At 41.3% G+C, this 25,785-nt stretch carries 24 protein-coding genes; 13 read left to right on the top strand and 11 right to left on the bottom strand.

What is annotated here, in order from left to right; genetic code table 11:
- The first annotated feature begins 546 nt into the window (after positions 1-546).
- Both ACOI22_RS12035 and ACOI22_RS12030 read left to right on the top strand, forming a co-directional pair.
- Entirely contained in the window at positions 547-1,161 is a 615-nt protein-coding gene (locus tag ACOI22_RS12035) for a LysE family translocator (RefSeq protein WP_420672277.1), read from the top strand.
- A gap of 73 nt (positions 1,162-1,234) precedes the next feature.
- Positions 1,235-1,777: a gamma carbonic anhydrase family protein gene (locus ACOI22_RS12030; RefSeq protein ID WP_420672276.1), complete on the top strand. Its 543-nt coding sequence runs from the start codon at positions 1,235-1,237 to the stop codon at positions 1,775-1,777.
- Here ACOI22_RS12030 and aroE read toward each other — a convergent pair whose 3' ends face one another.
- The 8 genes from aroE to ACOI22_RS11990 form a co-directional block, all read right to left on the bottom strand.
- Positions 1,778-2,608: a shikimate dehydrogenase gene (gene aroE / locus ACOI22_RS12025; protein WP_420672274.1), complete on the bottom strand. Its 831-nt coding sequence runs from the start codon at positions 2,606-2,608 to the stop codon at positions 1,778-1,780.
- Between the two features lie 105 nt (positions 2,609-2,713).
- A complete protein-coding gene (locus ACOI22_RS12020) occupies positions 2,714-3,364 on the bottom strand; it encodes an OmpW family outer membrane protein (RefSeq protein ID WP_420672273.1) in 651 nt (216 codons plus the stop codon).
- Between the two features lie 156 nt (positions 3,365-3,520).
- On the bottom strand, positions 3,521-4,483 hold the full coding sequence (gene hemF / locus ACOI22_RS12015; RefSeq protein ID WP_420672272.1) for an oxygen-dependent coproporphyrinogen oxidase: 963 nt from the start codon (positions 4,481-4,483) through the stop codon (positions 3,521-3,523).
- Complete coding sequence (locus ACOI22_RS12010; protein WP_420672271.1) at positions 4,480-5,073, bottom strand: Sua5/YciO/YrdC/YwlC family protein; 594 nt, start codon at positions 5,071-5,073, stop codon at positions 4,480-4,482. Before ACOI22_RS12010 ends, hemF begins: the two co-directional genes overlap by 4 nt.
- Positions 5,066-5,641 carry a topoisomerase DNA-binding C4 zinc finger domain-containing protein gene (locus ACOI22_RS12005; protein WP_420672270.1) on the bottom strand — a complete coding sequence of 192 codons (576 nt, stop codon included), beginning with the start codon at positions 5,639-5,641 and terminating at the stop codon, positions 5,066-5,068. The genes ACOI22_RS12010 and ACOI22_RS12005 overlap by 8 nt, the downstream gene beginning before the upstream one ends.
- Before the next feature lie 49 nt (positions 5,642-5,690).
- A complete protein-coding gene (locus ACOI22_RS12000; RefSeq protein WP_420672269.1) occupies positions 5,691-6,167 on the bottom strand; it encodes a DUF494 family protein in 477 nt (158 codons plus the stop codon).
- Between the two features lie 2 nt (positions 6,168-6,169).
- On the bottom strand, positions 6,170-7,342 hold the full coding sequence (gene dprA / locus ACOI22_RS11995) for a DNA-processing protein DprA (protein WP_420672267.1): 1,173 nt from the start codon (positions 7,340-7,342) through the stop codon (positions 6,170-6,172).
- 77 nt (positions 7,343-7,419) lie between these two features.
- Positions 7,420-8,493: a LysM peptidoglycan-binding domain-containing protein gene (locus ACOI22_RS11990; protein ID WP_420672266.1), complete on the bottom strand. Its 1,074-nt coding sequence runs from the start codon at positions 8,491-8,493 to the stop codon at positions 7,420-7,422.
- 408 nt (positions 8,494-8,901) lie between these two features.
- Here ACOI22_RS11990 and def point away from each other — a divergent pair, with 408 nt between their 5' ends.
- From def to trkA, 4 genes are read left to right on the top strand one after another with little or no spacing between them, the layout of a single operon-like run.
- Positions 8,902-9,411: a peptide deformylase gene (gene def / locus ACOI22_RS11985; RefSeq protein ID WP_420672265.1), complete on the top strand. Its 510-nt coding sequence runs from the start codon at positions 8,902-8,904 to the stop codon at positions 9,409-9,411.
- 20 nt (positions 9,412-9,431) lie between these two features.
- Positions 9,432-10,373, top strand: a complete 942-nt coding sequence (fmt, locus tag ACOI22_RS11980; protein WP_420672264.1) for a methionyl-tRNA formyltransferase — start codon at positions 9,432-9,434, stop codon at positions 10,371-10,373.
- Complete coding sequence (gene rsmB, locus ACOI22_RS11975) at positions 10,366-11,712, top strand: 16S rRNA (cytosine(967)-C(5))-methyltransferase RsmB (protein ID WP_420672262.1); 1,347 nt, start codon at positions 10,366-10,368, stop codon at positions 11,710-11,712. The genes fmt and rsmB overlap by 8 nt, the downstream gene beginning before the upstream one ends.
- A 59-nt stretch (positions 11,713-11,771) precedes the next feature.
- A complete protein-coding gene (gene trkA, locus ACOI22_RS11970; RefSeq protein WP_420672261.1) occupies positions 11,772-13,148 on the top strand; it encodes a Trk system potassium transporter TrkA in 1,377 nt (458 codons plus the stop codon).
- A gap of 49 nt (positions 13,149-13,197) precedes the next feature.
- Here trkA and ACOI22_RS11965 read toward each other — a convergent pair whose 3' ends face one another.
- The gene (locus ACOI22_RS11965) at positions 13,198-14,649 is read right to left on the bottom strand and encodes a TrkH family potassium uptake protein (protein ID WP_420672260.1); all 1,452 of its coding nucleotides are present in this window, start codon (positions 14,647-14,649) and stop codon (positions 13,198-13,200) included.
- 468 nt (positions 14,650-15,117) lie between these two features.
- Here ACOI22_RS11965 and polA point away from each other — a divergent pair, with 468 nt between their 5' ends.
- Entirely contained in the window at positions 15,118-17,913 is a 2,796-nt protein-coding gene (polA, locus tag ACOI22_RS11960) for a DNA polymerase I (protein WP_420672259.1), read from the top strand.
- A gap of 346 nt (positions 17,914-18,259) precedes the next feature.
- On the top strand, positions 18,260-18,805 hold the full coding sequence (locus ACOI22_RS11955) for a redoxin domain-containing protein (protein ID WP_420672258.1): 546 nt from the start codon (positions 18,260-18,262) through the stop codon (positions 18,803-18,805).
- A 70-nt stretch (positions 18,806-18,875) separates the two neighbouring features.
- On the opposite strand, the gene ACOI22_RS11950 is transcribed toward ACOI22_RS11955, so the two are convergent.
- Together ACOI22_RS11950 and yihA are read right to left on the bottom strand one after the other, a co-directional pair.
- On the bottom strand, positions 18,876-19,520 hold the full coding sequence (locus ACOI22_RS11950) for a hypothetical protein (RefSeq protein WP_420672257.1): 645 nt from the start codon (positions 19,518-19,520) through the stop codon (positions 18,876-18,878).
- Between the two features lie 272 nt (positions 19,521-19,792).
- Positions 19,793-20,407: a ribosome biogenesis GTP-binding protein YihA/YsxC gene (gene yihA, locus ACOI22_RS11945; protein ID WP_420672256.1), complete on the bottom strand. Its 615-nt coding sequence runs from the start codon at positions 20,405-20,407 to the stop codon at positions 19,793-19,795.
- Between the two features lie 172 nt (positions 20,408-20,579).
- Here yihA and ACOI22_RS11940 point away from each other — a divergent pair, with 172 nt between their 5' ends.
- From ACOI22_RS11940 to glyS, 5 genes are all read left to right on the top strand, one after another.
- Positions 20,580-21,200 (top strand): c-type cytochrome, encoded by a 621-nt coding sequence (locus tag ACOI22_RS11940; RefSeq protein ID WP_420672255.1) that lies wholly within the window; start codon positions 20,580-20,582, stop codon positions 21,198-21,200.
- A 403-nt stretch (positions 21,201-21,603) separates the two neighbouring features.
- On the top strand, positions 21,604-22,170 hold the full coding sequence (yihI, locus tag ACOI22_RS11935; RefSeq protein WP_420672254.1) for a Der GTPase-activating protein YihI: 567 nt from the start codon (positions 21,604-21,606) through the stop codon (positions 22,168-22,170).
- Between the two features lie 9 nt (positions 22,171-22,179).
- The gene (locus ACOI22_RS11930; protein WP_420672253.1) at positions 22,180-22,629 is read left to right on the top strand and encodes a DUF2489 domain-containing protein; all 450 of its coding nucleotides are present in this window, start codon (positions 22,180-22,182) and stop codon (positions 22,627-22,629) included.
- Positions 22,630-22,772: 143 nt separating this feature from the next.
- Entirely contained in the window at positions 22,773-23,684 is a 912-nt protein-coding gene (gene glyQ / locus ACOI22_RS11925) for a glycine--tRNA ligase subunit alpha (protein WP_420672252.1), read from the top strand.
- A complete protein-coding gene (gene glyS / locus ACOI22_RS11920) occupies positions 23,684-25,780 on the top strand; it encodes a glycine--tRNA ligase subunit beta (protein ID WP_420672251.1) in 2,097 nt (698 codons plus the stop codon). The genes glyQ and glyS overlap by 1 nt, the downstream gene beginning before the upstream one ends.
- Positions 25,781-25,785: the final 5 nt, after the last annotated feature.

Here is a 25,785-nt window from a genome sequence, read left to right as displayed (position 1 = left end):
TACTAATCGTGCTCTCAATCTCTTACGAGAAATCAAGCTAAATAAATTTTTGTCGTAGACACTCATAATGAGTACCTACACAGATTGTCTTGCTACTAATTGTTAAAGAACATTGCTAACCTGTGGTTAGCTGCTTTAGGCTACTGCCTGAAGCGGGATGCGAATAATACGCTGTTCACATCGTAAGTCAAGAAGTTTTTGATAAAAGTTGTAATTAATTTTGCTTACCGTTTTTATCAATTTGTGTCATCTAAATGACACCTTACCTGACTGCTTCTTGGCGGCTCAACTCAGCTTGTTTAAAGGCTTTGTTGATGTCTCCTTGAAGCGAGCGCGCATTCTACATGCATGAGGATTTAGGTCAATGCTTTTTTGCAAATAAATTGCACTTTTATGACTCTTTGATTAAATATGCAACTAAACGCTTAAAATATGGCTTATTATTCACAATTCCATTACAAATTAGATGAAAAGACTGTATGTTTTGAGTCTTTGGTAAAGAACGCTATAAAGCAAAATACTCATTTAACTTCTATATAGGTATATATGCCCGACTTCGCCACCCTATTCATTTTTATCCCCACATTCTTCTTCGTGTCTATCACGCCAGGTATGTGTATGAGCCTTTCTATGACACTGGGTATGACAATTGGTATTAAACGAACACTTTGGATGATGCTAGGCGAAGTGGTGGGTGTTGCCCTTGTTGCCATCCTATCTTTAGTAGGCGTGGCAAGTATATTTCTGGCCTATCCAAATGCATTTATAGCGTTTAAGTGGGTAGGTGGTGCTTACTTGTTGTTTATAGGTATAAAGTTATATTTTACCCCAGTACATATAAGCTTAAATAAGAGTTCGACTTTGTTAAAGCGTTCGCAGCTATTAACACAGGGTTTTGTTACCGCCATTGCTAATCCGAAAGGTTGGGCATTTATGATAGCCTTGCTACCACCATTTATTGACCCTAATAAATCCTTCGGCATTCAAACGAGCGTGTTCGTGAGCATTATTATGCTTAGTGAATTTATATGTATGTGTATATATGCAAGTGGCGGCAAAAGTTTAAGTGCATTTTTGAACAAAAGTGACCAACGCCAATGGGTTAATCGTATTGGCGGCGCTTTGCTTGCAATGGTAGGTATATGGTTAGCAATAAGCTAATAAGATAGTGCTATATAAAGCTATGGTATAAAGTACACAAGTTACCAATACCAAATAACAATAGGAATTTAATATGACAATACGCGCATTTAATGGCAAACACCCTTCTATACACAGTTCTGTTATGGTGGATGAAAGTGCCGTATTGGTCGGCGAAATTTCTATAGGCGAAGATTCAAGTATTTGGCCATTGGTCGCTGCACGTGGAGACGTAAACTATATCTCTATTGGTAAGCGTAGCAATGTTCAAGATGCAAGTGTGCTTCATGTTAGCCGTCCAAAAGCGTCAAATCCTGCTGGATATCCATTAATTATTGGAGATGATGTAACCGTTGGCCACAAATGTATGTTGCATGGTTGCGTAGTGGGGAATCGCATTTTAATAGGTATGGGGGCGATTGTGATGGACGGTGTTACTGTACAAGACGATGTCTTTATAGGTGCAGGGGCGCTTGTACCACCAAACAAAACCCTTGAAAGTGGTTATTTATATGTTGGCAACCCAGCGGTTAAACGCCGCCCACTGAATGAGAACGAACTGGCATTTCTAAAGAAATCGGCAACCAACTACGTAGAATTGAAAGACGCCTATTTAAATGACAACGGCGAAGCTTAACTAGCTTTTCGCTAAGCTTCGTAAATGTTCGTAAATTTCGTTTGTTTGAGGTTGTTTGCCAAACCATAAATAAAAGCTTCTTGCCGCTTGATGCACTAACATACCTAATCCATCAATAGTGACACTTGCTCCGTGCTGAGCGGCATGTTTCAAAAATGCCGTAGGCTCAAACAAATACACCATGTCGTATACGGCAGGTTTGTGACTAAAAATAGTAGTAGGCAAGTCAGGCAATGAACCCTGTAGGCTTAATGATGTTGCATTAACAATTACATCAAACTCATTGCTGTTACTGTTATATAAGCTAGCCACATTTTCTTTATACTGATTAGTGTCATTTACTAGCGCTTGGGCTTTATCGATACTTCTATTATATATACACACGCTTGAAACGCCCGCATCAACTAAGGCAGGGATGGCACCTTTTGCCGCGCCACCGGCACCAATCAACAAAAGACGTTTGTTTTGTAAGCACACCTTATGTTGCTGAAGATCAGTCACAAGGCCGTAGCCGTCGGTGTTATCTCCTACAAATTTGTCGCCTTTACGTATAATAGTGTTTACGGCACCTGCATGGGCAGCTTGTGGTGATAAAGAATCAACCCACGCACATGCGTCATGCTTAAATGGCATCGTCACATTCGCGCCTTTACACAAAGGGTCATCAAAAAATGCATTGACCGAATCAACAAAGCCATCAGGCTCGGCAAAGCGCCTAGTATATTCAAGCTCAATACCAAACTGTTTAGCAAAGGATGCATGAATAATGGGAGATTTACTTTGCTCAATTGGATTGCCGAACACACAGGCTTTAAAAATAGATGACGTCAAAAAGCTTACTCAAAAATTAGAATTGCCCACATCATACCTAATTTACTCGCATAAAAAAGCCCCGTTATTATGACTACGAGGCTACTTCACAACACAAACTGTATTTTAGAATTTATAACCAACAGAAACGGTATATACCCATGGGTCAATATCAAGGGTAACGGCACCGTCAGCGCCATTAAGCTTGAAGCTAGCATCAGTGCTAATATCAATATAACGTACAGATGCGTTCACTAACCACTCTTTGTCAATGTTGTAGTCAAACCCAACTTGCGCAGACAAGCCAAATGAAGCATCCGCATCTAAATCACTGAATCCGGCTTCTTTATTAGCAGCAGTAAATTCTTCATCAAAGAAAATTGTGTAGTTTAAACCAACACCTGCATAAGGTTGAAAAGCTGAAGAGGCGTCAGCAAAATAGTAATTCGCCGTTACCGTAGGCGGTAAATGCTTAGTGCTACCTAAAGGACCTACACCATCAATCCCCATATCGTGTGTAAATGGTGTGGCAGCTAATACTTCAATATTTATATTATCTGTAAGGAAGTAAGCGAAATTAAGCCCTAGCTGCGTGTTGTTGTCTACGTTTAAAAATAAACCTGTTGCTGCGCCGTCTAAGGTAACATTTGAGCTGGTTTCATCAGGTGCAACTGTAGTTAGACCTGCGCGAAGTATCATATCGCCTGCGTCAGCTGCAAATGCGCCTGCGCTAGATAATGTAGCAAGAACCGCTAAGGTAATAATTGATTTTTTCATTGTGTGTCTCTCCTAATTGAATAAGACACATCATAAAGAGGATTGGCAAAAGAACATTGATCTAGATTAATGTTTTGAAACCACCCTGAGCGATCTGGCGCGTTTAATTGATGCAGATCAACTAAGTCGCTACGCGCTTTTACACAAAGGCTTTTCTTACAAGGCTAACCAGTCTATTGCTTGTAAGTATTGTTGAATTTTACCCTCAGGGGATTCAGGTGATGGTTGGTAATTATACTCCCACCGCGTTAATGGCGGCATAGACATTAAAATAGATTCTGTGCGTCCGCCCGTTTGTAAGCCAAATAAAGTGCCGCGATCGTAAACTAAGTTAAATTCTACATAGCGGCCGCGGCGATACAACTGAAATTGCCTTTCGCGTTCAGAGAAGCTGCTACTTTTTCGTTTTTCAACAATAGGTACATAAGCATCTAAATAACCGTTACCAACACTTTGCATAAACGCAAAGGACTTCTCAAAGCCCCATTGGTTTAAATCATCAAAGAATAAACCACCTACGCCCCTGGTTTCGTTACGGTGCTTTAGGTAAAAATAATCATCGCACCACTTTTTATAAGTGGGGTAAACGTCTTCACCAAAGGGCGCACAAATATCATTAGCCACCTGATGCCAGTGTTTTGCATCTTCGGTAAATACGTAAGAAGGCGTTAAATCAAAACCGCCACCAAACCACCAAATAGGCGCTTCACCCTCTTTCACTGCAATGAAAAAGCGCACATTAGCATGCGAGGTAGGCACAAATGGGTTTTTAGGGTGAATAACTAACGATACCCCCATGGCTTGGAAACTACGTCCCGCCAACTCTGGACGAGCAGCGGTTGCTGATGCGGGCATTTGTGCTCCAAATACATGCGAGAAATTTACGCCGCCTTGCTCAATTACGTTACCGTCTTTCAATACTCGTGAGCGGCCGCCACCGCCCTCTTCTCGATCCCATGAGTCTTCAATAAAGCTGCCACCACCGTCAACTAGCGATAAGGTTTGGCAAATGTTGTCTTGCAAGCTTAACAAATAGTTTTTTACTTTATTAATGTGGTCTTGCGTCACGGTATCGTGAGCCTGAATATCATTTACATCAGGCGCGTTTTCGGTGTTCATGAACGAATCGTTTCCATGGTTAAGCTATGATAAATTTTACTTGGCGAGCTTTGCTCGCCTAAATTGCCCTCTATTAATGTGAGCATCTTATTTGCAATAGCGTGTTTAAAATATTGTTGTACTTCATTTATAGATTTAGCGGGCTCTTTTCCTGCAGGATTAGCACTGGTTGATACCATTGGTTTGTCAAGCGCATTGCAAATAGCCTTAACAACCGGATGGCTACTGACTCTTATGGCCACCATATTTGATGCACCGCTAACCCAGTTGGGTGTGTGCGCCGATTTAGGAAGCAACCACGTAACCGGGCCTGGCCAACTCGCCATAATTTTTGAATGCACACCCTGTGGCAATTGGTTTAAATCTACGTAGGGTAAAATCTGCTCAACCTTGCTAGCAATAACAATTAACCCTTTTTCTTCTGGCCGTTCTTTAAGCCCAAGAATACTGCGAACTGCTTTTTCATTTAGAGGATCGCAACCTAATCCAAATACGGCCTCGGTAGGATACGCAAATACTTGGCCATGCTCATATTGAGATACAATAGAACGTAGAGCTTTTTGCGTTAGTGTGTTGTTTTCTTTACTCATTAGATTCATCTACTACATGTGCACATGCTTCATTGGCACATACATACTTACGCTCTCCTTTTGTTTTAACAAACATAATAGGAAAACTGCATTGTGGGCAAGTGCGTGCTATAGGTTCATGATTCAACACATACTTACATTTGGGGTAATTGTTACAGGCATAGAAAAATTTGCCAAATCTATTTTGCTTTTTGCTTAATTGCCCGCTTTTACAACTGGGGCAATCCACCGGCTCGTATTCGTCTTTCTTTTGGGTGTTTTGTTTAGTTGAAATATAATGACAGCTCGGAAAGTTAGTGCATCCAATAAACATGCCGTAGCGGCCTTTCTTCACGGCCAACTCGCTATCGCAGTCAGGACAGTGGCTATTTTCAATAACTTTAATGATGCTTATGTCATGCTGGCTGAGCGATTTAGAATATTCGCACTTAGGATATTGCGTACAAGCTATAAAGCTTGATTTGCCAACATGTTTTAACTGCAGTGGTGCACTGCAGTCAGGGCAATCACCATAGGCAAGAGAATGTGCCTCGTTATGTGGAAACAAGGCGTCTTTATTGGTTGCCATTTAATTGCGTCTATACGAAGAGCAAAGGCAAGGTAGCGTTGGCTTTGTATTAATGGAGCAAACCTTCGGGCATCTCAAAAATGAGTTCTTCCATTTGTTCATAGGCCGATTCTTTACCAGGCACATTGAATAAAACCATTAACACCACCCATTTCAAATCAACTAAACAGAATTCAGGCGATTCAATTTCCATTACACGGTCAATTACCATTTCACGCGTGGCTGAACACAAAACATTAATTTGCTCTAAAAAGACCAAAAATCCTCTGCATTCAATATCAAGTTTAACTTGTTCATCAAAACTGTAAATACGGTTATTAAATACACCGTTTACATTTGTGAGGTAAGGGTTTTTATCGGTAGATTGCAAATCGCAGAGTTTTTCTAACCAAGCTAAGGCTTTAAAAATTTCATCGTGATGAAACCCAGCTCGAATTAACTCGTCGGTTAATTCATCTTGGTCTACTTGCATTTCAGCTTGATTATTAACTAAATTCTCAAACAAATACATGAGGATATCAAACATTTTTAAGCCCTCAATTTTACGTAGCCTTCTGCTGTTGAAGCTACCAGTCCACGCATCTCATATTCTAATAATTTGGTTAACACGTCACTTAACGACATGCCGGTGCGTTTAGCTATCAGGTCAACTGATGTAGCGCTGTAACTAACACTATCTAACAATGGATCGCTTGTGAAGTGTTGTTGTGAATTTTTTTTCATTTTTTCGGTATTTGTTGTTTCCACTAGAGGCAACGCAATGCTAGGAAGTTCTTCTATAATGTCTTGTACGTGCTCGGTTAATTTGGCGCCTTGTTTAATAAGCCAATGGCAACCTTCAGCATTTGGATTATTAATATTATTGGGAACAGCGAACACTTCTTTGTTCTGCTCTATTGCGTATTTAGCACTCACCATAGAACCACTTTTAATTTTTGCTTCCACTACCACCGTTCCCAAACTCAAGCCGGTAATAATGCGGTTTCGCCTAGGGAACATGGTTGGAGTAGGTTTGGCGCCGGGTAAAAACTCGCTGATTAAAGCCCCTGCTTCTTCTACTTCCTTATACAATTTTTGATGCCGCTTGGGGTATACAATGTCTATTCCACAGGCGAGCACACCTATTGTAGGTACATTGTGTAAAACACTCGCTTTGTGGCAGGCCGCGTCAATGCCCAGCGCTAAGCCACTTACAGTAGATACGTTGGTGTTTATTGATAGCTCTTGAATTAAATCAAAACAGGTTTGGGTGGCGTATATAGAAGGCTTGCGCGTACCCACAAAAGCAATTTGCGTATCTGTTAGGTGTGTTTTATTACCCGCAATGTATAAAAACAGAGGCGGACGGGTAATACTTTTTAAAAGTGCGGGGTAGTCATTACTGTCAAGCCCAATGAAATGGTGATTTTCATTAGCATTAAGCCAATTGCACGTAGCCTTATAGTGCTGTTGAACACTTTTTGAGGTGGAGTTTAAAGCCGCAATTTGCGTGTCATCCCATGACAAACTCGCCAAGGTTTTCGCGTCTAAACTTGTTAAATCGAGTAAGGAACACCCCATTGCTTGCGCGCTTTTACGCAAACGAATAAACCCCATTTGCGGTACGTTATTTAAGCAAAGCCACCTAAGTAGGGTGTCTTCAAAAGCCGGTTTCCGACTTGATACAGTTAAATCCATTAACTCTTTGAACGATGTCAGCATATCCTATCCTTGGAAATACAGTATTATGAAGGAGTGTTGTTTATTGCGTGGCACTTATGCCGATAAACGACTCCGATTTAGGGCGTGGCAATATATTCACCACCTTGAATATGAGTATTAGCATTTGTCACCCATGCGTAACTGGCATGTTTAAATGTTTTAACTACTACTAACTCACCTATTTTATAGGCAGGCTGCTCTACACGCTCTTTAGTGCTAAAAACATCAACGATGCTGCTTCGCGTTTGGGTATAGCTTGGCTCATCTTCATAAAGTACATCAGGCCCTTTATAGTAAATCCCAAACACAGTGCCGGGCTTGACTTGGCGTGCGCCAATATTAATAATTACCATATCATTTTTGCCACTAAGCACATTGCCATTTACGTTTTGTACCAACTCGCCTTTTGAGCGGCTAGATGCCGCTTTTAATACTAAGTTTTTTTGCTCTGACGCTTTAAAAGCAAGCAATTTATCACCCTGCTTTGCTTCGCGGCTACTTTGCGTTAAACGCACCACTTGCCGTTCATCTGACAACTGATTAATTAATGATGCATCACTTAAGTGACTCACTTGCACGCCCAAAAGTTTGCCTTTTGAATCAACAATATCACGCTCTTTGCGCACTACTTGATACTTCGATTCTGTAGCGGGCAGCTTGTGTGCTAGCACATAGTCATGGGAAGCAAAACGAGGCGTTCCGCTGTTATCGCCTAATAAGGTAGGCAATGCTTGATAATCTTCAGCACTCATTAAACTGTCGTTATTATAAAACGGCGCAATAATATCCCAAGGCAGAAGGTCAATAGGATCGGGTTTGTTTACAACGCGCTGATTAGGCGTAAGTGTAACTAAGCTTTTATCACTCACGATTTCAAGTATGGGCACGCCATTTTCGTAGCGTAAACGCAATGTGTCGCCAGGGTAAATTAGATGTGGATTCTCTATTTGCGTATTGTTGCGCCAAAGCTCAGGCCACAACCAAGCTTTATCTAAGAATAATTTAGATATATCCCAAAGGGTATCGCCTTTCTTTACCACGTATTTTGTGGGCGCACCTTCTTTAATATTCAACACATCGGCCACTGCGCTATATATCGTTAAACTAAATACGATTATAAAAAGCGTTATTGTTGAAAAGAGTTTTGTCATCACTGTTACCATCTTTAGTTATCCGCTAGCAGATTTATATCTGCGCAAACTACTGTATAATTGTTATGTATAAATGCTATGAGCACCTGTTGGCGCTACCTAGCGTATAAACAAATTGCCATATTTAGAATCAATTACCGCAGTCAAATACAAATATTGAGCGCACATGACATGTGTTTGTTAACTAGAGTTATCGGTATATGTTCAAGAAAATGAAGTCTTTAGCTTCACATACTTAGCTAATATTTTAATTTCTTGAAGCTATGCATGAATGACAAGCGCTTTTTATTCATCAATTTATTTCGCTTAACGCGACCTGTGGTAAGATATTAATGACTTAACACTATTGTTAAATACGAATTCTGCACCAATGTTATAAATATAGATACTGACCAAAAGAGTGATTTTATGCCTGTACTAGAAGTATTAACTTTCCCCGACGAACGCTTACGCACAAAAGCTGAGACGGTAGAAAAAGTTGACGACGAGATCAAAACCCTTGTTGAGAACATGTTTGAAACCATGAAAGATGAACAAGGCATTGGTTTAGCCGCCACACAAGTAAATGTTCATAAACGCGTGGTGGTTATGGATGTTTCTGAAGAACAAAGCGAACCGTATGTGTTTATTAACCCAGAAATTATTGAAAAAGACGGCTCTACCATTAGCGAAGAAGGGTGCCTGTCGGTGCCGAATAACTACGCAAAAGTTGACCGCGCAGAAAAAGTAAAAGTAAAAGCCTTAGATAAAAACGGTGAAAGCTTTGAACTTGAGGCAGAAGGCTTATTAGCCATATGTATTCAACACGAATTAGACCACCTACAAGGTGTGTTATTTGTTGATTATTTGTCGCCGCTAAAACGTGACCGTATAAAGAAAAAATTAGAAAAAGAAGCTCGTTTAGCCGCTCGCGCTTAAACCACTAAAGGACAAGCATTTTGCGTATTATTTTTGCCGGTACTCCTGAGTTCGCAGCAGATCACCTAGCGGCGTTACTTAACACCGAACATGAAATTGTGGGTGTTTACACTCAGCCTGACCGCCCTGCTGGGCGTGGCAAAAAACTGATGCCCAGCGCAGTTAAGTTACTCGCGCAATCTCATTCATTACCAGTGTTTCAACCGGCTTCTTTAAAAAGTGAAGACGCCCTTGAGGAGCTTAGCGCCCTGCGTGCTGACCTTATGGTAGTGGTGGCTTATGGGGTGATTTTGCCCAAAGCTATTCTAGACGCTCCTAAGTTGGGATGCATTAATGTGCATGGTTCTATTTTGCCTAAATGGCGAGGGGCCGCTCCTATTCAGCGCTCTATTTGGGCGGGTGATGCAAAAACGGGGGTAACCATTATGCAAATGGATGAGGGTTTAGATACCGGCGCCATGTTGCATATTTGCCAGCTTAATATTGAAAATGATGACACCAGCGCATCTTTATATGCAAAGTTGGCAAAACTAGGCCCTGTTGCACTACTAGAAACAATAAATAGGCTACGCGATATTACACCCCAAGTACAAGATGACGAACAAGCCACTTATGCGGCTAAACTCAGTAAACAAGAAGCCTATTTAGATTGGCAATTAAGCGCCAAGCAACTTGAGCTTAATATTCGCGCTTTTAACCCTTGGCCTGTTGCCTGGTTCACCTACCAAGATAAGCCCGTAAAAGTGTGGCAAGCAAGCGTAGTTGAATTGCCTCAAAGTGAAGTATTAAGCAACAGCCCTGGGCAAATTTTGGCGTTTGATAAGCACGGGCTAAAAATTGCCACAACTGATGGCGCTCTGCTTATTGGAACACTTCAAATGGCCGGTAAAAAGGCACAAGAGGTGCAGCAAATAGTTAATGGCAATCCAAATGCTTTTGAAGTTGGGCAAATCATTGAATAAACCCTCACGCGATGCTCAACAAAATAGCCTTAATATTCGCCACCCCGTAAATTTACGTTCAGATGCAGCTTGGGTGTTGTTTCAAATTCTTGATAACGGCCGCTCTTCGCGCGAGGTAATGCCCATTGTTTGGGCTCGCCACGCCAACCCAAAAGACCGCGCATGGTTGCAACAAATGGTATTTGGCTGCTTGCGTAATTTACCAAAATTACAAATATGGCTGCGCGCCCTGTTAAATAAGCCTCTTAAAAAGCAGCAAAAGATAATTGAGCATTTGCTTATGGTGGGTTTGTATCAACTGGCCTTTGCGCGCACGGCAGATCATGCAGCGGTATCTGAAACCGTAGGCGCATGTAAGCAAATGAAAGAAATAGGCTTAAGCGGTTTGGTAAATGCCGTGATGCGGAATTTCCAGCGCGAAGACTTAGCCAATCAAGCCATTGAAGAAAAGCATGCTCAGCTGGGCTTGCCCAAATGGATATACCGCATTTTACAAGCGCATTACCCTGAGCAAATTGACACCATTGCACACAACATGCAAGAGCGTGCTGCGATTTGGATTCGTGTAAATCTACTAACGGTTGAGTTTAACGAATATCAAATTCACCTGCAAAAAGCGGGTTACGAATATACAGCTATAGCACCCAATACCATACAACTTAATAAACCCGGTGAAATCACTCTATTACCAGGCTATGAACAAGGTTGGTTTGCGGTTCAAGATTACGCCGCTCAGCAAGCTGCATTTTTACTTGCCCCACAAGCTAATGACATTATTCTTGATTGCTGCGCCGCACCGGGCGGTAAAACAGCCGGTATATTAGAGCTTCAAGAAAAAATTGGCCATTTGTACGTGTTAGATTCTGAACAAAAACGTGTAGAACGTATTCATGAAAACATGGCGCGATTAGGCCACGATGCTCGTTTTGAGAATAAACTAAGTATTGTGACTCAAGATGCGCGTGATTTATCTTCGCTACCTGAGTTCGACCGCATATTGCTAGATGCCCCTTGCTCAGCCACCGGCGTTATTCGCCGTCATCCAGATATTATGTGGTTACGCAAGCGCGGTGATATTGATGTATTAGTTGATTTACAGCGCGAAATACTTGAGCAAGCATGGCTTAAATTAAAGCCTGGCGGTACACTTGTATATGCTACGTGCTCTATTTTACCGCAAGAAAACCAACAACAAATAGATGCGTTTTTAGCCGCGCACAGCAACGCAAAACTAAGCCCTATTGAAAGAGAAGGTAAACAAGCTTTGCCATATTGGCAGATTTTACCGGGCGAAGAAAACATGGATGGTTTCTTTTATGCAAGACTGATAAAGTGTTAAAAAATAGTGCATTCAAACAACACTAGGCAGTTTAATACCATAACGAACATAAGACGGTCATGAAAATAATAATAATTGGTGCAGGCCAAGTGGGTGGCACCTTAGCTGAAAACCTTGCCGGTGAAAAAAACGAAATCACCATTATTGATTCCGAACAGCATATACTATCGGGTCTGCAAGACCGCCTAGATTTACAAGTTGTTTGTGGCATAGGCTCTCATCCAGACGTATTAAAGAAAGCCGGTGCAGAAGATGCCGATATGCTGATTGCCGTTACAAATAGTGACGAAAGCAACATGATGGCGTGCCAAGTGGCACATAGCTTATTTAAAACACCTACCAAAATAGCTCGGGTTCGTTCAGAACAATACATTATTTATCAAGACCAACTTTATCAACATAAAGATATTCCGGTTGACCACCTTATTGCACCTGAGCAACTAGTTACCACCGCAATTAAACGCTTAATTGATTATCCGGGCGCACTACAGGTAGTTGAATTTGCAGACGGAAAAGCCAGTTTGGTAGCCGTAAGAGCATACTATGGCGGCCTTTTAGTGGGGCATGCCCTGTCAGCCCTAAAAGAACATATGCCAAATGTAGATACTCGCGTAGCAGCCATTTATCGCCGCGGACGCCCTATTCGTCCTTTAGGCTCTACGGTTATTGAAGCTGACGACGAGGTGTTTTTCATTGCTGATACAAAACATATTCGTGCAGTAATGAGTGAACTACAAAAACTAGAATCAAGCTACAAACGAATTATGATTGCCGGTGGCGGCTTAATTGGCGCGGGTTTAGCCAAAAGATTAGAAAACAAACACAATGTAAAACTCATTGAATATAATATGGAGCGAGCCAACTATCTTGCCTCTGTATTAGATAACGCAACCGTGTTTCAAGGTGATGCATCTGATGCCAGCTTGTTAAGCGAGGAAAGCGTTGATCAGGTAGATGCTTTTATTGCGGTAACTAACGATGACGAAGCAAATATTATGTCGGCTATGTTGGCAAAACGCATGGGTGCAGCTAAAGCAATGGTACTTATTCAGCGCAGCGCCTATGTAGATTTGGTACAGGGTGGTGACATTGATATTGCCTTTTCACCACAGCAAGCCACAATTTCCGCCTTACTTACCCATATTCGCCGTGGCGATATTGTAAACGTTCACTCATTGCGCCGCGGAGCTGCAGAAGCCATTGAAGCAATCGCCCATGGTGATAGCCAAACATCAAAAGTGGTCGGAAAACAAATTAAAGACATTAAATTACCACCAGGCACAACCATTGGTGCCGTTGTTCGCGAAGACGCAGTAATAATTGCCCACAGCGATACGGTGATAAATGCAAACGATCATGTCATTCTGTTTTTAGTGGATAAGAAATTTATTGGCGACGTAGAGCGCTTATTCCAACCAAGCGCACTGTTCTTTTAAATAAGGCAATTAATTTGGGCACTACGACAACTAAGCGTGCTGCCCATTATTAACTGCGCCAAAATGTGGGTGAGAACAACACCAATAAAGAAAATATTTCTAATCGGCCAAATAGCATGGCTATCATTAAGAACCATTTTGCGCCATCAGATACCTGCGCGTAAGTACCTGCCACTTCACCTAAACCTGGACCTAAGTTATTTAAGGCGGCGGCCGTTGCCGAAAATGCGGTGATATTATCAAGCCCCATCCCAATTAGTGCAATCATAATAAGTACAAACACAATCGCATAGGCAGCGAAGAACCCCCATACAGCTTCTACCACCCGGCTTGGCATAGCGCGGTCACCTAATTTAACTGAGTACACGGCTTTAGGGTGTATTAATCGGTCTACTTCTCGCTTACCTTGAATAAACAGTAAAAGCACACGTATTACTTTAAGCCCGCCGCCTGTTGAGCCAGCACAACCACCAATGAAACTTGAAAATATTAAAAGAATAGGCAAAAACGTAGGCCAAGCTGAAAAGTCGGTAGTGGCAAAACCCGCTGTGGTACTAATAGAAACGGCCTGAATAAGCGCTTGGTCAAGCGCCACTTCTGCGTTGTCGTAAGTAGAATGGCTAACTAAAACAAGAAAACAAATAGTGACTAACACAAACTGAATGCTAAAAAACATTTTGCATTCAGGGTCGCGAAAATAGTTTCGAATATTGCGACCACTTACCGCGGCGTAGTGAAGGGAAAAGTTAAGTGCTGCAATCCATAAAAACACCACGCAAATTATATTTATTACCGCGCTATTAAAATAGCCTAAACTGGCGTCGTAGGTAGAAAACCCACCTATAGCAATGGTAGAAAACGAATGGCAAATAGCATCAAACATACTCATACCCGCCAACCAATAAGCAATAGTGCAGGCAATGGTGAGCGATAAATAGATGTACCATAAATGTTTGGCAGTATCGGCAATTCGCGGCGTCATTTTTGAATCTTTTACAGGCCCCGGTGTTTCGGCGCGATATAACTGCATGCCCCCCACGCCTAATATTGGCAAAATAGCCACCGCAAGTACAATAATCCCCATGCCACCTAACCACTGCAACTGCTGGCGATAAAATTGCACGGCTTTAGGTAAAAATTCTATGCCTTCTATGACTGTTGCGCCGGTGGTGGTTAAGCCAGAGAATGACTCAAACGCGGCATCAGTAAGGCTCATTTCGGGTTGATCTAGCAAAGCGAAAGGTAAAGCCCCAAACGTAGCCAGTACGGTCCAAAATAACACTACAATTAAGAAGCCTTCTTTGGCGCGTAAATCAGCTCGATTTCGCCTGTTCGGATACCAAAAAGCTAAGCCGGTAAATAAACTTACAAAAAATGCGAACACAAAGGCTAGCCCGCCGCCATCACCGTAAACTAACGATATAAGCGCAGGTGGCAACATGGTTACACTAAACAGTGCAACGAGTAGGCCGAGGATCCTAATAATTGCGCGATATTGCACAGCTGATTTGCCCCTTTAACGCGGCGGATGACGTACGCCGACGCTGTTAACATTGTGTTAACCAAAATTAATACCAAAATGAATATGCTATTTATAACTCATTGAACGAGAAAGATAAAAAAATAAATGTATTTTTTTACTTGGCAGACTAAAAATCTGTGCTAAATTTATAGTGTTAGATGTGTCCGCAAAGGTCACTTTTGTCATTTTAAGTAGATGGCAAAAATATTTCGTTAAGCGTAAACACGAAATAAATAAAAATAAGAATATGGAAATGTTGTTGTACGGCTCTTTATATTCCACTATTTATACCCTTTCAATGCTTTTTTCTTCGGACTAAGGTACAATTTCGCTTAAGTTAAAATTAGTTATAAACAAACTTATCCACAGGCTCATTCTGTTTCCTATCTAATTATTTACTTTAATATCAATCATTTAATTTTTCACTCACAAAGGTAAAGGTCTCTTATGCACACAAAAAATGAATCCCCGTTAGTACTCGTTGATGGGTCCTCCTATTTGTTTCGTGCATTTCATGGCCTGCCCCCATTAACAAATTCTAAGGGCATGGATACGGGTGCAATTTATGGCGTAGTGAATATGCTCCGCTCATTGGTTAACGACTATACGCCTAGCCATATGGTTGTGGTGTTTGATGCCAAAGGAAAAACCTTTCGTGATGATATTTACCCTGAGTACAAGGCTAACCGCCCCCCTATGCCTAACGAATTAAGAGGGCAAATTGAGCCCTTGCATAAAATAGTGGAAGCAATGGGCTTTTCAATGATTGTTGAGCCTGGCGTAGAAGCTGATGATGTAATTGGCACTTTAGCACGCCAGGCAAGTGAACAAGGCATTAACTGTGTAATAAGTACCGGCGATAAAGACATGGCCCAACTGGTTACCGAGCACGTTACGTTAATTAACACCATGACTCGTTCGGCAATGGATATTCCCGGTGTTGTTGAAAAGTTTGGTGTGCCTGCTGAATTAATTATTGATTACCTTGCTTTAAAAGGTGACAAAGTAGATAACATTCCGGGTGTTCCTGGCGTGGGTGATAAAAGCGCGGTAGCCATGTTAAATGGGATTGGCGGCATTCATGAAATATACGAAAACCTAGATAAAATAGCAGAGCTTGATTTTCGTGGCGCGAAAACAATGGGCAAGAAAATGGCCGAGTATAAAGAACAAGCGCTGCTTTCATATGAATTGGCAACCATTGCTACAGAACTCGATTTAAAACTTGATTTAGACGCTTTCACGCTAGACCCAATGGACAAACCGGTATTACGTGACATGTTTGCCGATTTAGAATTCAAACGCTGGTTAAGTGAAGTCAGCGATGCTGACACTCTGGCCCAAGCCAGTGCTAGCCAATCTACTAGTACGCCAACCGCACAAGCCGTTAACGAACAAAGCGCTAGCCCAAAAGCCCTAGCCATTGACACATCAAAGTACTCTACCGTGTACAGCCAAAGTGATTTTGATGCCTTAGTGAATAAGATTAAAAGCGCTGAGTTTTATGCTATTGATACCGAAACCACTAGCCTTGATTACATGCAGGCTGAAATTGTAGGTTTATCTTTTAGCTTTGTAGACCAAAGCGCTTATTATGTTCCTGTTGCACATGACTACCCCGGTGCACCTGAGCAACTAGACCGCAATGCAGTGCTGCAAACCCTAAAACCCTTGCTAGAAGATATAGCGCCGAAGAAAATTGGGCAGCATATTAAGTACGACAAAAACGTACTTGCTAATTACGACATAGCCTTGCAAGGCATTCTATGTGACACCATGCTAGCATCGTACGTATTAAACAGCACCGCTACTCGCCATGATATGGACAGCCTTTCATTAAAATACTTAGGCCATAAAACCATAAGCTTCGAAGAAATAGCAGGTAAAGGCGCAAAGCAAATTACGTTTAATCAAATAGATTTGGATATTGCGGCTAAATACGCAGCTGAAGATGCTGACATTACCCTGCGTTTATATCTTGCCATAAGCGAACTATTAAAAGAGCAAAGTGGCTTAAGTGAATTGCTAAACGAAATAGAAGTGCCTTTATCATCAGTGCTTGCAACAATGGAACAAACTGGCGTACTTATTGATTCTCAGCAACTTGCACAGCAAAGCCAAGACCTAGCTAAGCGTATAGTTGAGCTTGAAACCCAAGTACACGAACTTGCTGGTGAGTCATTTAACTTAGGCTCAACTAAGCAACTGCAAAACATATTGTTTGAAAAGCTGGGCTTGCCTATTAAAAAGAAAACACCTAAAGGCGCACCTTCTACCTCTGAAGAAGTATTGCAAGAGCTAGCCTTAGAATATGAGCTACCCGCACTTATTATGCAGTATAGAGGTTTAACCAAGCTTAAGAATACTTATACTGATAAGCTTCCGCGCATGATTAACCATAGAACGAATCGCGTACACACTTCTTATCACCAAGCTGTTACCGCTACGGGCCGCCTTTCATCTACCGATCCTAATTTGCAGAACATTCCTATTAGAACCAGCGAAGGCAGGCAAGTTCGACAAGCGTTTATTGCACGCGACGGCTACACAGTAGTTGCGGCTGACTACAGCCAAATTGAATTACGTATTATGGCGCATTTGAGTAAAGACGAAGGCTTATTAAATGCGTTTGCTAACGGCCTTGATGTACACAAAGCCACTGCAGCAGAAGTATTCGGAGAATCTTTAGACGAGGTCACTGACAACCAAAGACGCAGCGCTAAAGCAATTAACTTTGGTTTGATTTATGGAATGTCGGCATTTGGTTTAGGAAAACAGCTCAATATATCCAGAAACGACGCTCAAGCTTATATGGATAAGTACTTCGTTCGATACCCGGGCGTGCTTGATTATATGGAAACCACACGAGCATTTGCCAAAGAACACGGTTATGTAACCACCGTGTTTGACCGCCGTTTGTATTTACCCGATATTAAAGCCACTAATGGCGCTAGACGCGCAGGCGCAGAGCGCGCAGCCATAAATGCTCCGATGCAAGGCACAGCCGCTGATATTATTAAAAAAGCAATGATTGCTGTTAGTAAATGGATGCAGCAATTAGAAAATAAAAATGATGTAGCGATGATCATGCAAGTCCACGATGAACTAGTATTTGAAATCAAGAACGAAAAAGTTGAAGAATATGTGGATATAATCAATGGCTTGATGGAGAACTGTGTAAATTTAGACGTGCCTTTAGTAGTAGAAGCCGGTACAGGTAAAAACTGGGATGAAGCGCACTAAAAAAATAAAATTACTTTTTTTATACTTTAGATGAACTAATTGGAAATAGCACACTCTTACTTATGAATGTGTTGTTCTCCCCCGAGAAATTGACCCCGCTTTGTGTGTAGCGGGGTTTTTTTTGCCTAAAATTAAGCCTAGCGCTGTTCGTTTATAGCAACCCCCCACTTCATGTAAGTTTGCCCCATTTACCTTTGTAGTTATTTCACGATATTGCGTTCCACCACTAGCGAAGATGAAAATAACGCATAAAATCAAAAACTTAATTAATGGAACGTAAATTGCTCCCGTATGTATGAGAAACAAAGTTATTAAATAACTAATGAATACCAAATGGAGGTAATACATGACTATTAAAGCAGGTTCTATTTTTCCTGACATTCAAGTTAGTACAAAAGACGGCGAAGAAGTATCACTTATACCCCGCGCGACCGGCAATCTTCCTGATAAAAACGAAACCGATTGGCACCTTGTAGTTATATACAGAGGCGTACATTGCCCAATATGTGCAAAATACTTGTCACAAATTCAATCTAAATTAGGTAAATTTAAAGATTTAGGCGTAAACGTGGTAGCGGCATCTTTAGACTCAGTTGAGCAGCTAAACACATTTTTAGAAGAGAAAGTGCCTGATGTGACCTTCCCTGTATACGGAAACTTGAAGCAAGATGTGGCAAAAAATCTTGGCTTATTGTTATCTGAGCCCATGTCATCAGCTGAAACAGACCATGTATTCGCAGAGCCCGCTATATTTGTGGTCAACAGCGAACGCAAAGTTCAGCTACTTGAAATTGCTAATGCGCCGTTTGTTCGCCCTGACTTAGACATACTGTTGGGTGGGTTAGAGTACACTCGTGAGAATGACTACCCTATTCGTGGAACGTACGAATAAACACGGTTAAGTTACTAGCTTAGTAACAATGGCTTCTTAAATTTAAGAAGCCATTGTTATATTTATCGCCCTAAATTCTAGTTATTCTGAATTTTCTACACGCCAATGCAAATATACCCAACAAGAAAATTCCCACGCCTGAAGGAACAGACACTGTTGGCACTGGCACAATTCCCGACACCACAAATACTGAAGCGTTTGGATTCCCGGCTACGCCTATTAACTCACCAATCAAGCGTTGGCCATCTGAGAAATCAATTAGCGCAGTAGCACCTATTAAGTCAGACCCCGCTACTGCAACTCCGCCATCATTAAAGTCTACATCAATATCCCAATTAAACCTGTTGCCGGGAGTAAACCTAGTGAAAGATATATCCAGCAAGGTGCTTGCATCGGGCACCAATACCGGCTCAACTAAACCGGTAGCAAAATCGGTACCATTTGCTGGGGAGAATTGTTTAGCGGCATTAGAACTAAATGAGCAGGGGTTAATGTCATCACTGCCCGCAAATAAGGTATCAAAACAGGTGTCTGTACTTCCAATTTCCAACTGAAAACGAGTCACACTTTCGCCTGCATTTGAGTTATTTTGAATAGAGAAAGAATTTAAAAAAGTATCACCATCTATTTCAAAACTAAATATTGGCGTGGCTAGCAATTGTGTTGATACCAGCGTCATAAACGCAGATATTAGTAATTTTTTTCTTAGTTTCATGTGTTTCCCTTAAAGCTATGTTGCTTGGTAAAGCCAAAACTTCTTCTAAACACGGCATAAGATTAGTACTAAATAAGGCGAGATTTTATTGCAATTGGATAAGTGCAATATTTAAACCACATATAAAGCCTGTATGTTTTTTAAGCAATTAATTCTGAAGCTGCAAGAAAGCTATACTAAAGTGTAAAGAAAGGTGACACATAAGGGCCTTATAGTAAGGCCCTGTACTCAAATAAAACTAATACGTGTAATAACATGTTTACTTGTAAAGATTAGCTCTCGCTATTGGGGCGGGGAATGTCTAACCATTCGCTAATCTTTTTCTCGGTTTCTGGTAAACCTAGGCCATTTAAAGAAGAAAAAACGTGCACAGTTACATCACCGTTAAATGCAATACAGGCTTCACGTACCATTAATAATTGGCTTTTACGTTTTCCTGCTTTTAGCTTATCAGCTTTAGTGAGTAGAATAAGTACAGGTAGATTGGCGTTTACCGCCCAGTATACTAGGTCTTGATCAAGATCTTTAAGTGGATGGCGAATATCCATTAATACCACTAAACCTTTTAAGCAATCACGCTTTTGCAAATACTCGCCTAACGATTTTTGCCATTTCTGCTTCATAGCTAACGGTACTTTTGCATAACCGTAACCGGGCAAATCAACTAAACGGCGTGTTTCATCAAGCTCGAATAAATTGATAAGTTGCGTACGTCCAGGCGTTTTACTGGTTCGCGCCAAGGTTTTTTGGCGAGTTAGCTTATTTAAGGCACTTGATTTACCTGCGTTTGAACGCCCAGCAAATGCAATTTCACCGCCGTCAAAAGGGTCTAAGTGAGCGATATCTGGCGCACTTGTTAGAAATTTAGCTTGAGAAAAGTATGACATAATCAAATGAATTGGTTCAAATTGCCGATAAGTTTACACCTAAAACACAAAATTGTTTTGTGTAAATCCATAGTATTATCAAGGATAATGTTTTTTTAAGGCATTATTTGTGTAAAATACCCGACCATCACATAGTGTGATCGGTCAAACCTCACGTTTAGAGAGAGTAAGTATGAAAAAATATTGTTTGCTTCTAGCTTTGTTTATTGGATGTTCTGTAGCCCAGGCACAAGGCGATGCTGAAGCAGGAAAAGCCAAGTCTCTTGTTTGTGCAGCCTGCCATGGTACTGATGGCAATAGTGCGATTAACATAAACCCTAAATTAGCAGGGCAGCACGAAGGCTATTTACTCAAGCAGCTACAAGAATTCAAACTAGCGAGTCAAACTGGCGGCAAAGAAGGTCGTAATAACGCTATTATGAATGGTCAGGCTGCATTGTTGTCAGATCAAGACATGCTAGATTTAGCAGCTTACTTCTCAGGCCAAACCTTACAGGTAGGTAGTGCACCAGAAGATGTAATTGCACAAGGTGAAGCTCTATACCGCGGTGGTGATGCAGAACGAGGCATTACGGCTTGTATTGCGTGTCATGGCCCTTCTGGTAATGGAATGAACTTAGCTGGTTTCCCTGTAATTGGTGGCCAACATGCCGCTTACAGCAAATCTCAACTAGAAATGTTCCGTTCAGGTGGGCGAAATAATGACCTAAATGGCATGATGCGAGGTATCGCGGGTAAGTTAACTGACGAAGATATTTCTATACTTTCTCAGTACTTAGAAGGTTTGAACTAACAAATATTGTAAATTAATTGTTAATTTTATTGTAATAATTATTTTTTTGCGTATTATCTACTCAACTTTCTAGCACAGATTAGAAAATCTGCTGTTAGCGAGTACTCTTTAAAATAATAAAAAGCGAAAAGGACGACAAAAAAATACGTTCGCTAATTTAGATAAAAATAATAAAAAGTTAAACACTAGCAAGAACAAGTGCACAGGATGTGTCGAAACGGGAGAGGTGTCTAAAGACACTCATTAAATTAAGGTGATAGTTTAGACTATCACCTTTTTTCTTCTCTACTCTATACCAAACAAAATTGTTGAATGTTTACGCATCAGTTATAATCCCCCTTGTAGAATTCCCTAATATCTAACACGCTATTAAAAAGTGGCGTGTTAATTCACTGAGCACATCATGGCGAAAAGAAAAAAATCTAGAAAAATTGGTTTAATTGGCGTACGTAAAACTGACGCACCTCGACCAGAGAAAAAATCTCGAAATGTAGCCCCGGAAGGCAAAGGCGGCAAAACCAAAGGTAACAAGTCAGGTACCCGCCAAAATATTGCTGAGTCAATTATTCAAGCCGAGAAAAAGAAGAAGTTAGATCCAAAGGTAGGTAGCAAAACCCCTATTAACTTAGACGCATATAAGCCCGGCGCCAAAAAAGTAAGTAAAGCGGCCGCACCAAAAGAGGTTAAATACAAAACTCCGCAAGCTGAGCTTGAAGCTATTGAGAATAACATTGAGCTTGAGCAGTTATTGGAAAAACAATTAACAAAAGTGCTAAGCCCTGGCGAGCAAGCTTACGTTAATAAATTAACCGCCCGATACCAAGTTCTATGCGAGTTGCTAGGCATTGAAATGGACGTAGATGAAGACGGCTATGATTATGAAGATACTGACTATAACGAACAAAGTAAGAAATCAAATGATCCTTTCGATAGTTTAGACGCAATAAAGCTAGAAGATTTCGAGGATTAATTAAAAAATATGGAAACAGGTGTTCTTATAGCCTTAGTGCTTGCTGTAATAGTAATAATTGCGTTAGGTGTTTATGCAGGCAAGTTGTTATTTTTAGTGAAAGCTCAAAGTACACAACAACAAGCTATTAGAAATAAACGAATAGCTTCTATGCAAGACTCTATTCAAACCATTGCTTTTGCTATGCAGCAACAACAATGCGATTTGTCAGAAGGAGTTATACGAATTTGTAATTTGCTCGAGGCTTTGCCTGTTTCACCACATCCTGACTACCCGGCAATATATCCCAAAGTACACGCGCTTTTTGAGAAGGTAAAGAACTACCCTACTCACGAGGCTAGAGCCCAGCTTTCAAAAAGCGAGCGCAGAGCACAGGACAAAGAGCGAGAGCAATTTGAAAGTGAACTGGAAAGCGGCATCTTGAAAGAAACAGAAGCTCTGCGTCACTTTCAAGCCTAATCAATTCCAATACAATCGCAATTTATACACTGCTAAGGCAAATTGTATGCCCTAGCAGTGAAATCCCTCTTACCAAAGCGCCCCACTTCAAGGTATACTTGGCAGTTATTATTGAATAGAACACAGTAAAGACGCGTAGGTACATGCAAAAATACGATATACAAACCTTCCAAGGGTTAATTCTGGCACTGCAAGATTATTGGGCACAACAAGGTTGTGTAATTATTCAACCTCTTGATATGGAAGTAGGTGCAGGCACTTTCCACCCCATGACCTTTTTGCGTTCTTTAGGCCCCGAGCCAATGAACAGTGCATACGTGCAGCCTTGCCGCCGCCCTACTGATGGACGTTACGGTGAAAACCCTAATAGACTTCAGCATTATTATCAGTTTCAAGTAATGATGAAACCTTCTCCTGACAACATCCAAGAGCTGTATTTAGGCTCATTAGAAATGCTAGGTTTCGACCCACTCGTTCACGACATTCGTTTTGTTGAAGATAACTGGGAATCTCCTACTCTAGGAGCATGGGGCTTAGGCTGGGAAGTTTGGCTAAACGGTATGGAAGTAACGCAGTTCACTTATTTCCAACAAGTAGGCGGCCTTGAGTGTAAACCGGTAACAGGTGAAATCACTTATGGTTTAGAACGCCTAGCCATGTACATGCAAGGTGTTGACTCAATTTACGACCTTACGTGGACTAATGGTCCTTTTGGCAAAGTGACCTATGGTGATGTTTTCTTACAAAATGAAGTTGAGCAGTCAGCTTATAACTTTGAACATGCCAATGTGGATTTTCTATTTACCACCTTTGATGAATGCGAAAAAGCCAGCCAGTTATTGATTGAAAAAGCACTTCCCTTACCTGCGTATGAGCAGGTTATGAAAGCATCGCATGCATTTAACTTATTAGACGCACGCCACGCAATATCTGTAACAGAACGTCAAGGTTATATTTTACGAGTTCGCGCGTTATCAAAAGCTTGCGCGCAAATGTATTATGATTCACGCGAAGCGCTAGGTTTTCCTTTGTGCAAGTCAAAGGAGGAGCAGTAATGAGCACTAATCAACGCGACACTTTATTGGTAGAATTGGGAACCGAAGAGCTCCCACCAAAATCGTTGAAGGTATTGTCAGATAGCTTTGCACAAGGCCTTAAAAACGAGCTTGATAAACTCGGATTTGAATATTCACATTGTACAACGTTTGGCGCACCTCGCCGCTTGGCTGTGGCATTTAATGATTGCCAACGCACCCAAGCTGACAAACAAGTTGAAAAACGCGGGCCAGCGGTTTCTGCTGCCTTTAATGAACAAGGCGAACCAACACCTGCTGCCTTAGGTTGGGCACGTGGTAATGGCATTAGCATTGAACAAGCTGAGCGTTTAGTTACCGACAAAGGCGAATGGTTGTTGCACAAGGCCACCGTACCTGGCCAAAACTTAGACAGTCAATTACAAGCGGCGCTTGAACGTACTATTAAGCAACTTCCTATTCCTAAGCCTATGCGCTGGGGAAATAACACCAGCGAATTTATTCGCCCTGTGCATACCTTAACCGTTATGTATGGCAGTGAAGTATTAGCCATTAATTTACTTGGGCTTAGCTCGTCTAACCAAGTATCTGGCCACCGTTTTCACGGTGATCATAGAACCATTTTAGATCATGCTAATAGCTACGCTGAGCTTATGCGCAGCCAATATGTATTAGTTGATTATCAAAGCCGTATGCAGGCAATTGAAGAACAACTCATCTCGCAATCTACCGCACTAGGTTTAACACCAAGTTACGATGCTGCATTACTAGAAGAAATTTCGTCATTGGTTGAATGGCCAGTTGTTCTTCAAGCTAAGTTTGAAGATGCATTTTTAGGAGTACCTAAAGAAGCCTTAATTTACACCATGAAGGATGATCAAAAATACGTGCCTTTACTTGATGCTGACGGCGAACTTTCGTCAACATTTTTATTTGTTACCAACATTGAAAGTAAAGACGCTCAACAAATTATTGATGGCAACGAAAAGGTAATACGCCCGCGCTTGTCTGATGCTAAGTTCTTTTTTGATACTGATAAAAAGACGACCCTAGCCAGCAAGGCTAACAAATTAAGCAGCATTTTATTCCAAAAAGAATTAGGTACGGTTGCCGAGAAGTCTGAACGCGTGAGTAAAATCACTCAAGTAATTGGAAGGCTGATTAATGCATCTGAACAAGAACTTGCCGATGCCAAACGAGCAGCTAATTTAGCAAAAGCCGATTTGGTCAGTAACATGGTGATGGAATTTCCAAGTGTTCAGGGTGTAATGGGTTATCACTATGCGCTACATGACGGGGAAAACGAAGCCGTTGCAACCGCCATTAAAGAACAGTATTTACCGCGCTTCGCCGGTGATGAATTACCGCAAACCACAGCAGGTATGCTGGTATCGCTAGGCGAGAAGCTTGATACCCTAGTGGGTATTTTTGGTATCAACAAATTACCTAAAGGTGACAAAGACCCATTTGCCTTACGCCGAAGTGCAATTGGTATTTTGCGTATTCTGCTTAACTTTAACGTGAATGTAGGTTTAGGCCAAATTGTTGAGCAAGTTGCTGCATTGTTTGGCAGCAAGCTAAGCAATGATAAGGTAGAAAGCCAAGTTGTTTCTTTCTTGCTAGACCGCCTAAAACCATTCTACGCTGATAAAGACATAAGCGGCGATGTAATAAGTGCTGTACTTGCTTGTGAAACAGAGCAATCTTTAAGTGATATTAACCAGCGCGTACTGGCAGTTGCCGAATTTGCTCGCTCAAGCAGCGCAGAAAGTTTAGTTAACGCAAACAAGCGGGTAAGTAATATTTTAGCTAAGAATAAAATTAGCCTTGATGAACTTGCTGATGTTAACCCAAGCTTATTTGAGCAAGATGAAGAATCGGCTTTATTCGCCAGTTATTCAAGCATTGCTACTGCTATACCTGCTCTAGCAGCTAAGAACGATTATTCTGCAGTACTTGCGCAGTTATCAACAATGAAGGAACCTTTAGACGCCTTTTTTGACAAAGTTATGATAATGGCTGATAACGACGCGGTTAAGGCAAATCGAATTGCCCTAGCGTCGCATGTGCGTAAGCAGTTTTTATCGGTTGCTGATATTTCAGTACTTAATATTTAATCTTA

Source organism: Glaciecola sp. 2405UD65-10 (assembly GCF_048820975.1).
In the GTDB taxonomy this organism is placed as follows: Bacteria; Pseudomonadota; Gammaproteobacteria; order Enterobacterales; family Alteromonadaceae; genus Glaciecola.
Note: the sequence above shows the minus strand (reverse complement) of the source record. Positions and strands in the feature narration are given on the sequence as shown.

Coding starts and splice junctions, on each gene's coding strand:
- polA (WP_420672259.1), top strand. CDS start 15,118: ATGCACACAAAAAATGAATCCCCGTTAGTACTCGTTGATGGGTCCTCC.
- hemF (WP_420672272.1), bottom strand. CDS start 4,483: ATGAACACCGAAAACGCGCCTGATGTAAATGATATTCAGGCTCACGAT.
- ACOI22_RS12010 (WP_420672271.1), bottom strand. CDS start 5,073: ATGAGTAAAGAAAACAACACACTAACGCAAAAAGCTCTACGTTCTATT.
- ACOI22_RS11950 (WP_420672257.1), bottom strand. CDS start 19,520: ATGAAACTAAGAAAAAAATTACTAATATCTGCGTTTATGACGCTGGTA.
- ACOI22_RS11955 (WP_420672258.1), top strand. CDS start 18,260: ATGACTATTAAAGCAGGTTCTATTTTTCCTGACATTCAAGTTAGTACA.
- ACOI22_RS12035 (WP_420672277.1), top strand. CDS start 547: ATGCCCGACTTCGCCACCCTATTCATTTTTATCCCCACATTCTTCTTC.
- yihA (WP_420672256.1), bottom strand. CDS start 20,407: ATGTCATACTTTTCTCAAGCTAAATTTCTAACAAGTGCGCCAGATATC.
- def (WP_420672265.1), top strand. CDS start 8,902: ATGCCTGTACTAGAAGTATTAACTTTCCCCGACGAACGCTTACGCACA.
- ACOI22_RS12005 (WP_420672270.1), bottom strand. CDS start 5,641: ATGGCAACCAATAAAGACGCCTTGTTTCCACATAACGAGGCACATTCT.
- ACOI22_RS12030 (WP_420672276.1), top strand. CDS start 1,235: ATGACAATACGCGCATTTAATGGCAAACACCCTTCTATACACAGTTCT.
- dprA (WP_420672267.1), bottom strand. CDS start 7,342: ATGCTGACATCGTTCAAAGAGTTAATGGATTTAACTGTATCAAGTCGG.
- ACOI22_RS12000 (WP_420672269.1), bottom strand. CDS start 6,167: ATGTTTGATATCCTCATGTATTTGTTTGAGAATTTAGTTAATAATCAA.
- ACOI22_RS11990 (WP_420672266.1), bottom strand. CDS start 8,493: ATGACAAAACTCTTTTCAACAATAACGCTTTTTATAATCGTATTTAGT.
- glyS (WP_420672251.1), top strand. CDS start 23,684: ATGAGCACTAATCAACGCGACACTTTATTGGTAGAATTGGGAACCGAA.
- ACOI22_RS12020 (WP_420672273.1), bottom strand. CDS start 3,364: ATGAAAAAATCAATTATTACCTTAGCGGTTCTTGCTACATTATCTAGC.
- trkA (WP_420672261.1), top strand. CDS start 11,772: ATGAAAATAATAATAATTGGTGCAGGCCAAGTGGGTGGCACCTTAGCT.
- ACOI22_RS11930 (WP_420672253.1), top strand. CDS start 22,180: ATGGAAACAGGTGTTCTTATAGCCTTAGTGCTTGCTGTAATAGTAATA.
- yihI (WP_420672254.1), top strand. CDS start 21,604: ATGGCGAAAAGAAAAAAATCTAGAAAAATTGGTTTAATTGGCGTACGT.
- ACOI22_RS11940 (WP_420672255.1), top strand. CDS start 20,580: ATGAAAAAATATTGTTTGCTTCTAGCTTTGTTTATTGGATGTTCTGTA.
- glyQ (WP_420672252.1), top strand. CDS start 22,773: ATGCAAAAATACGATATACAAACCTTCCAAGGGTTAATTCTGGCACTG.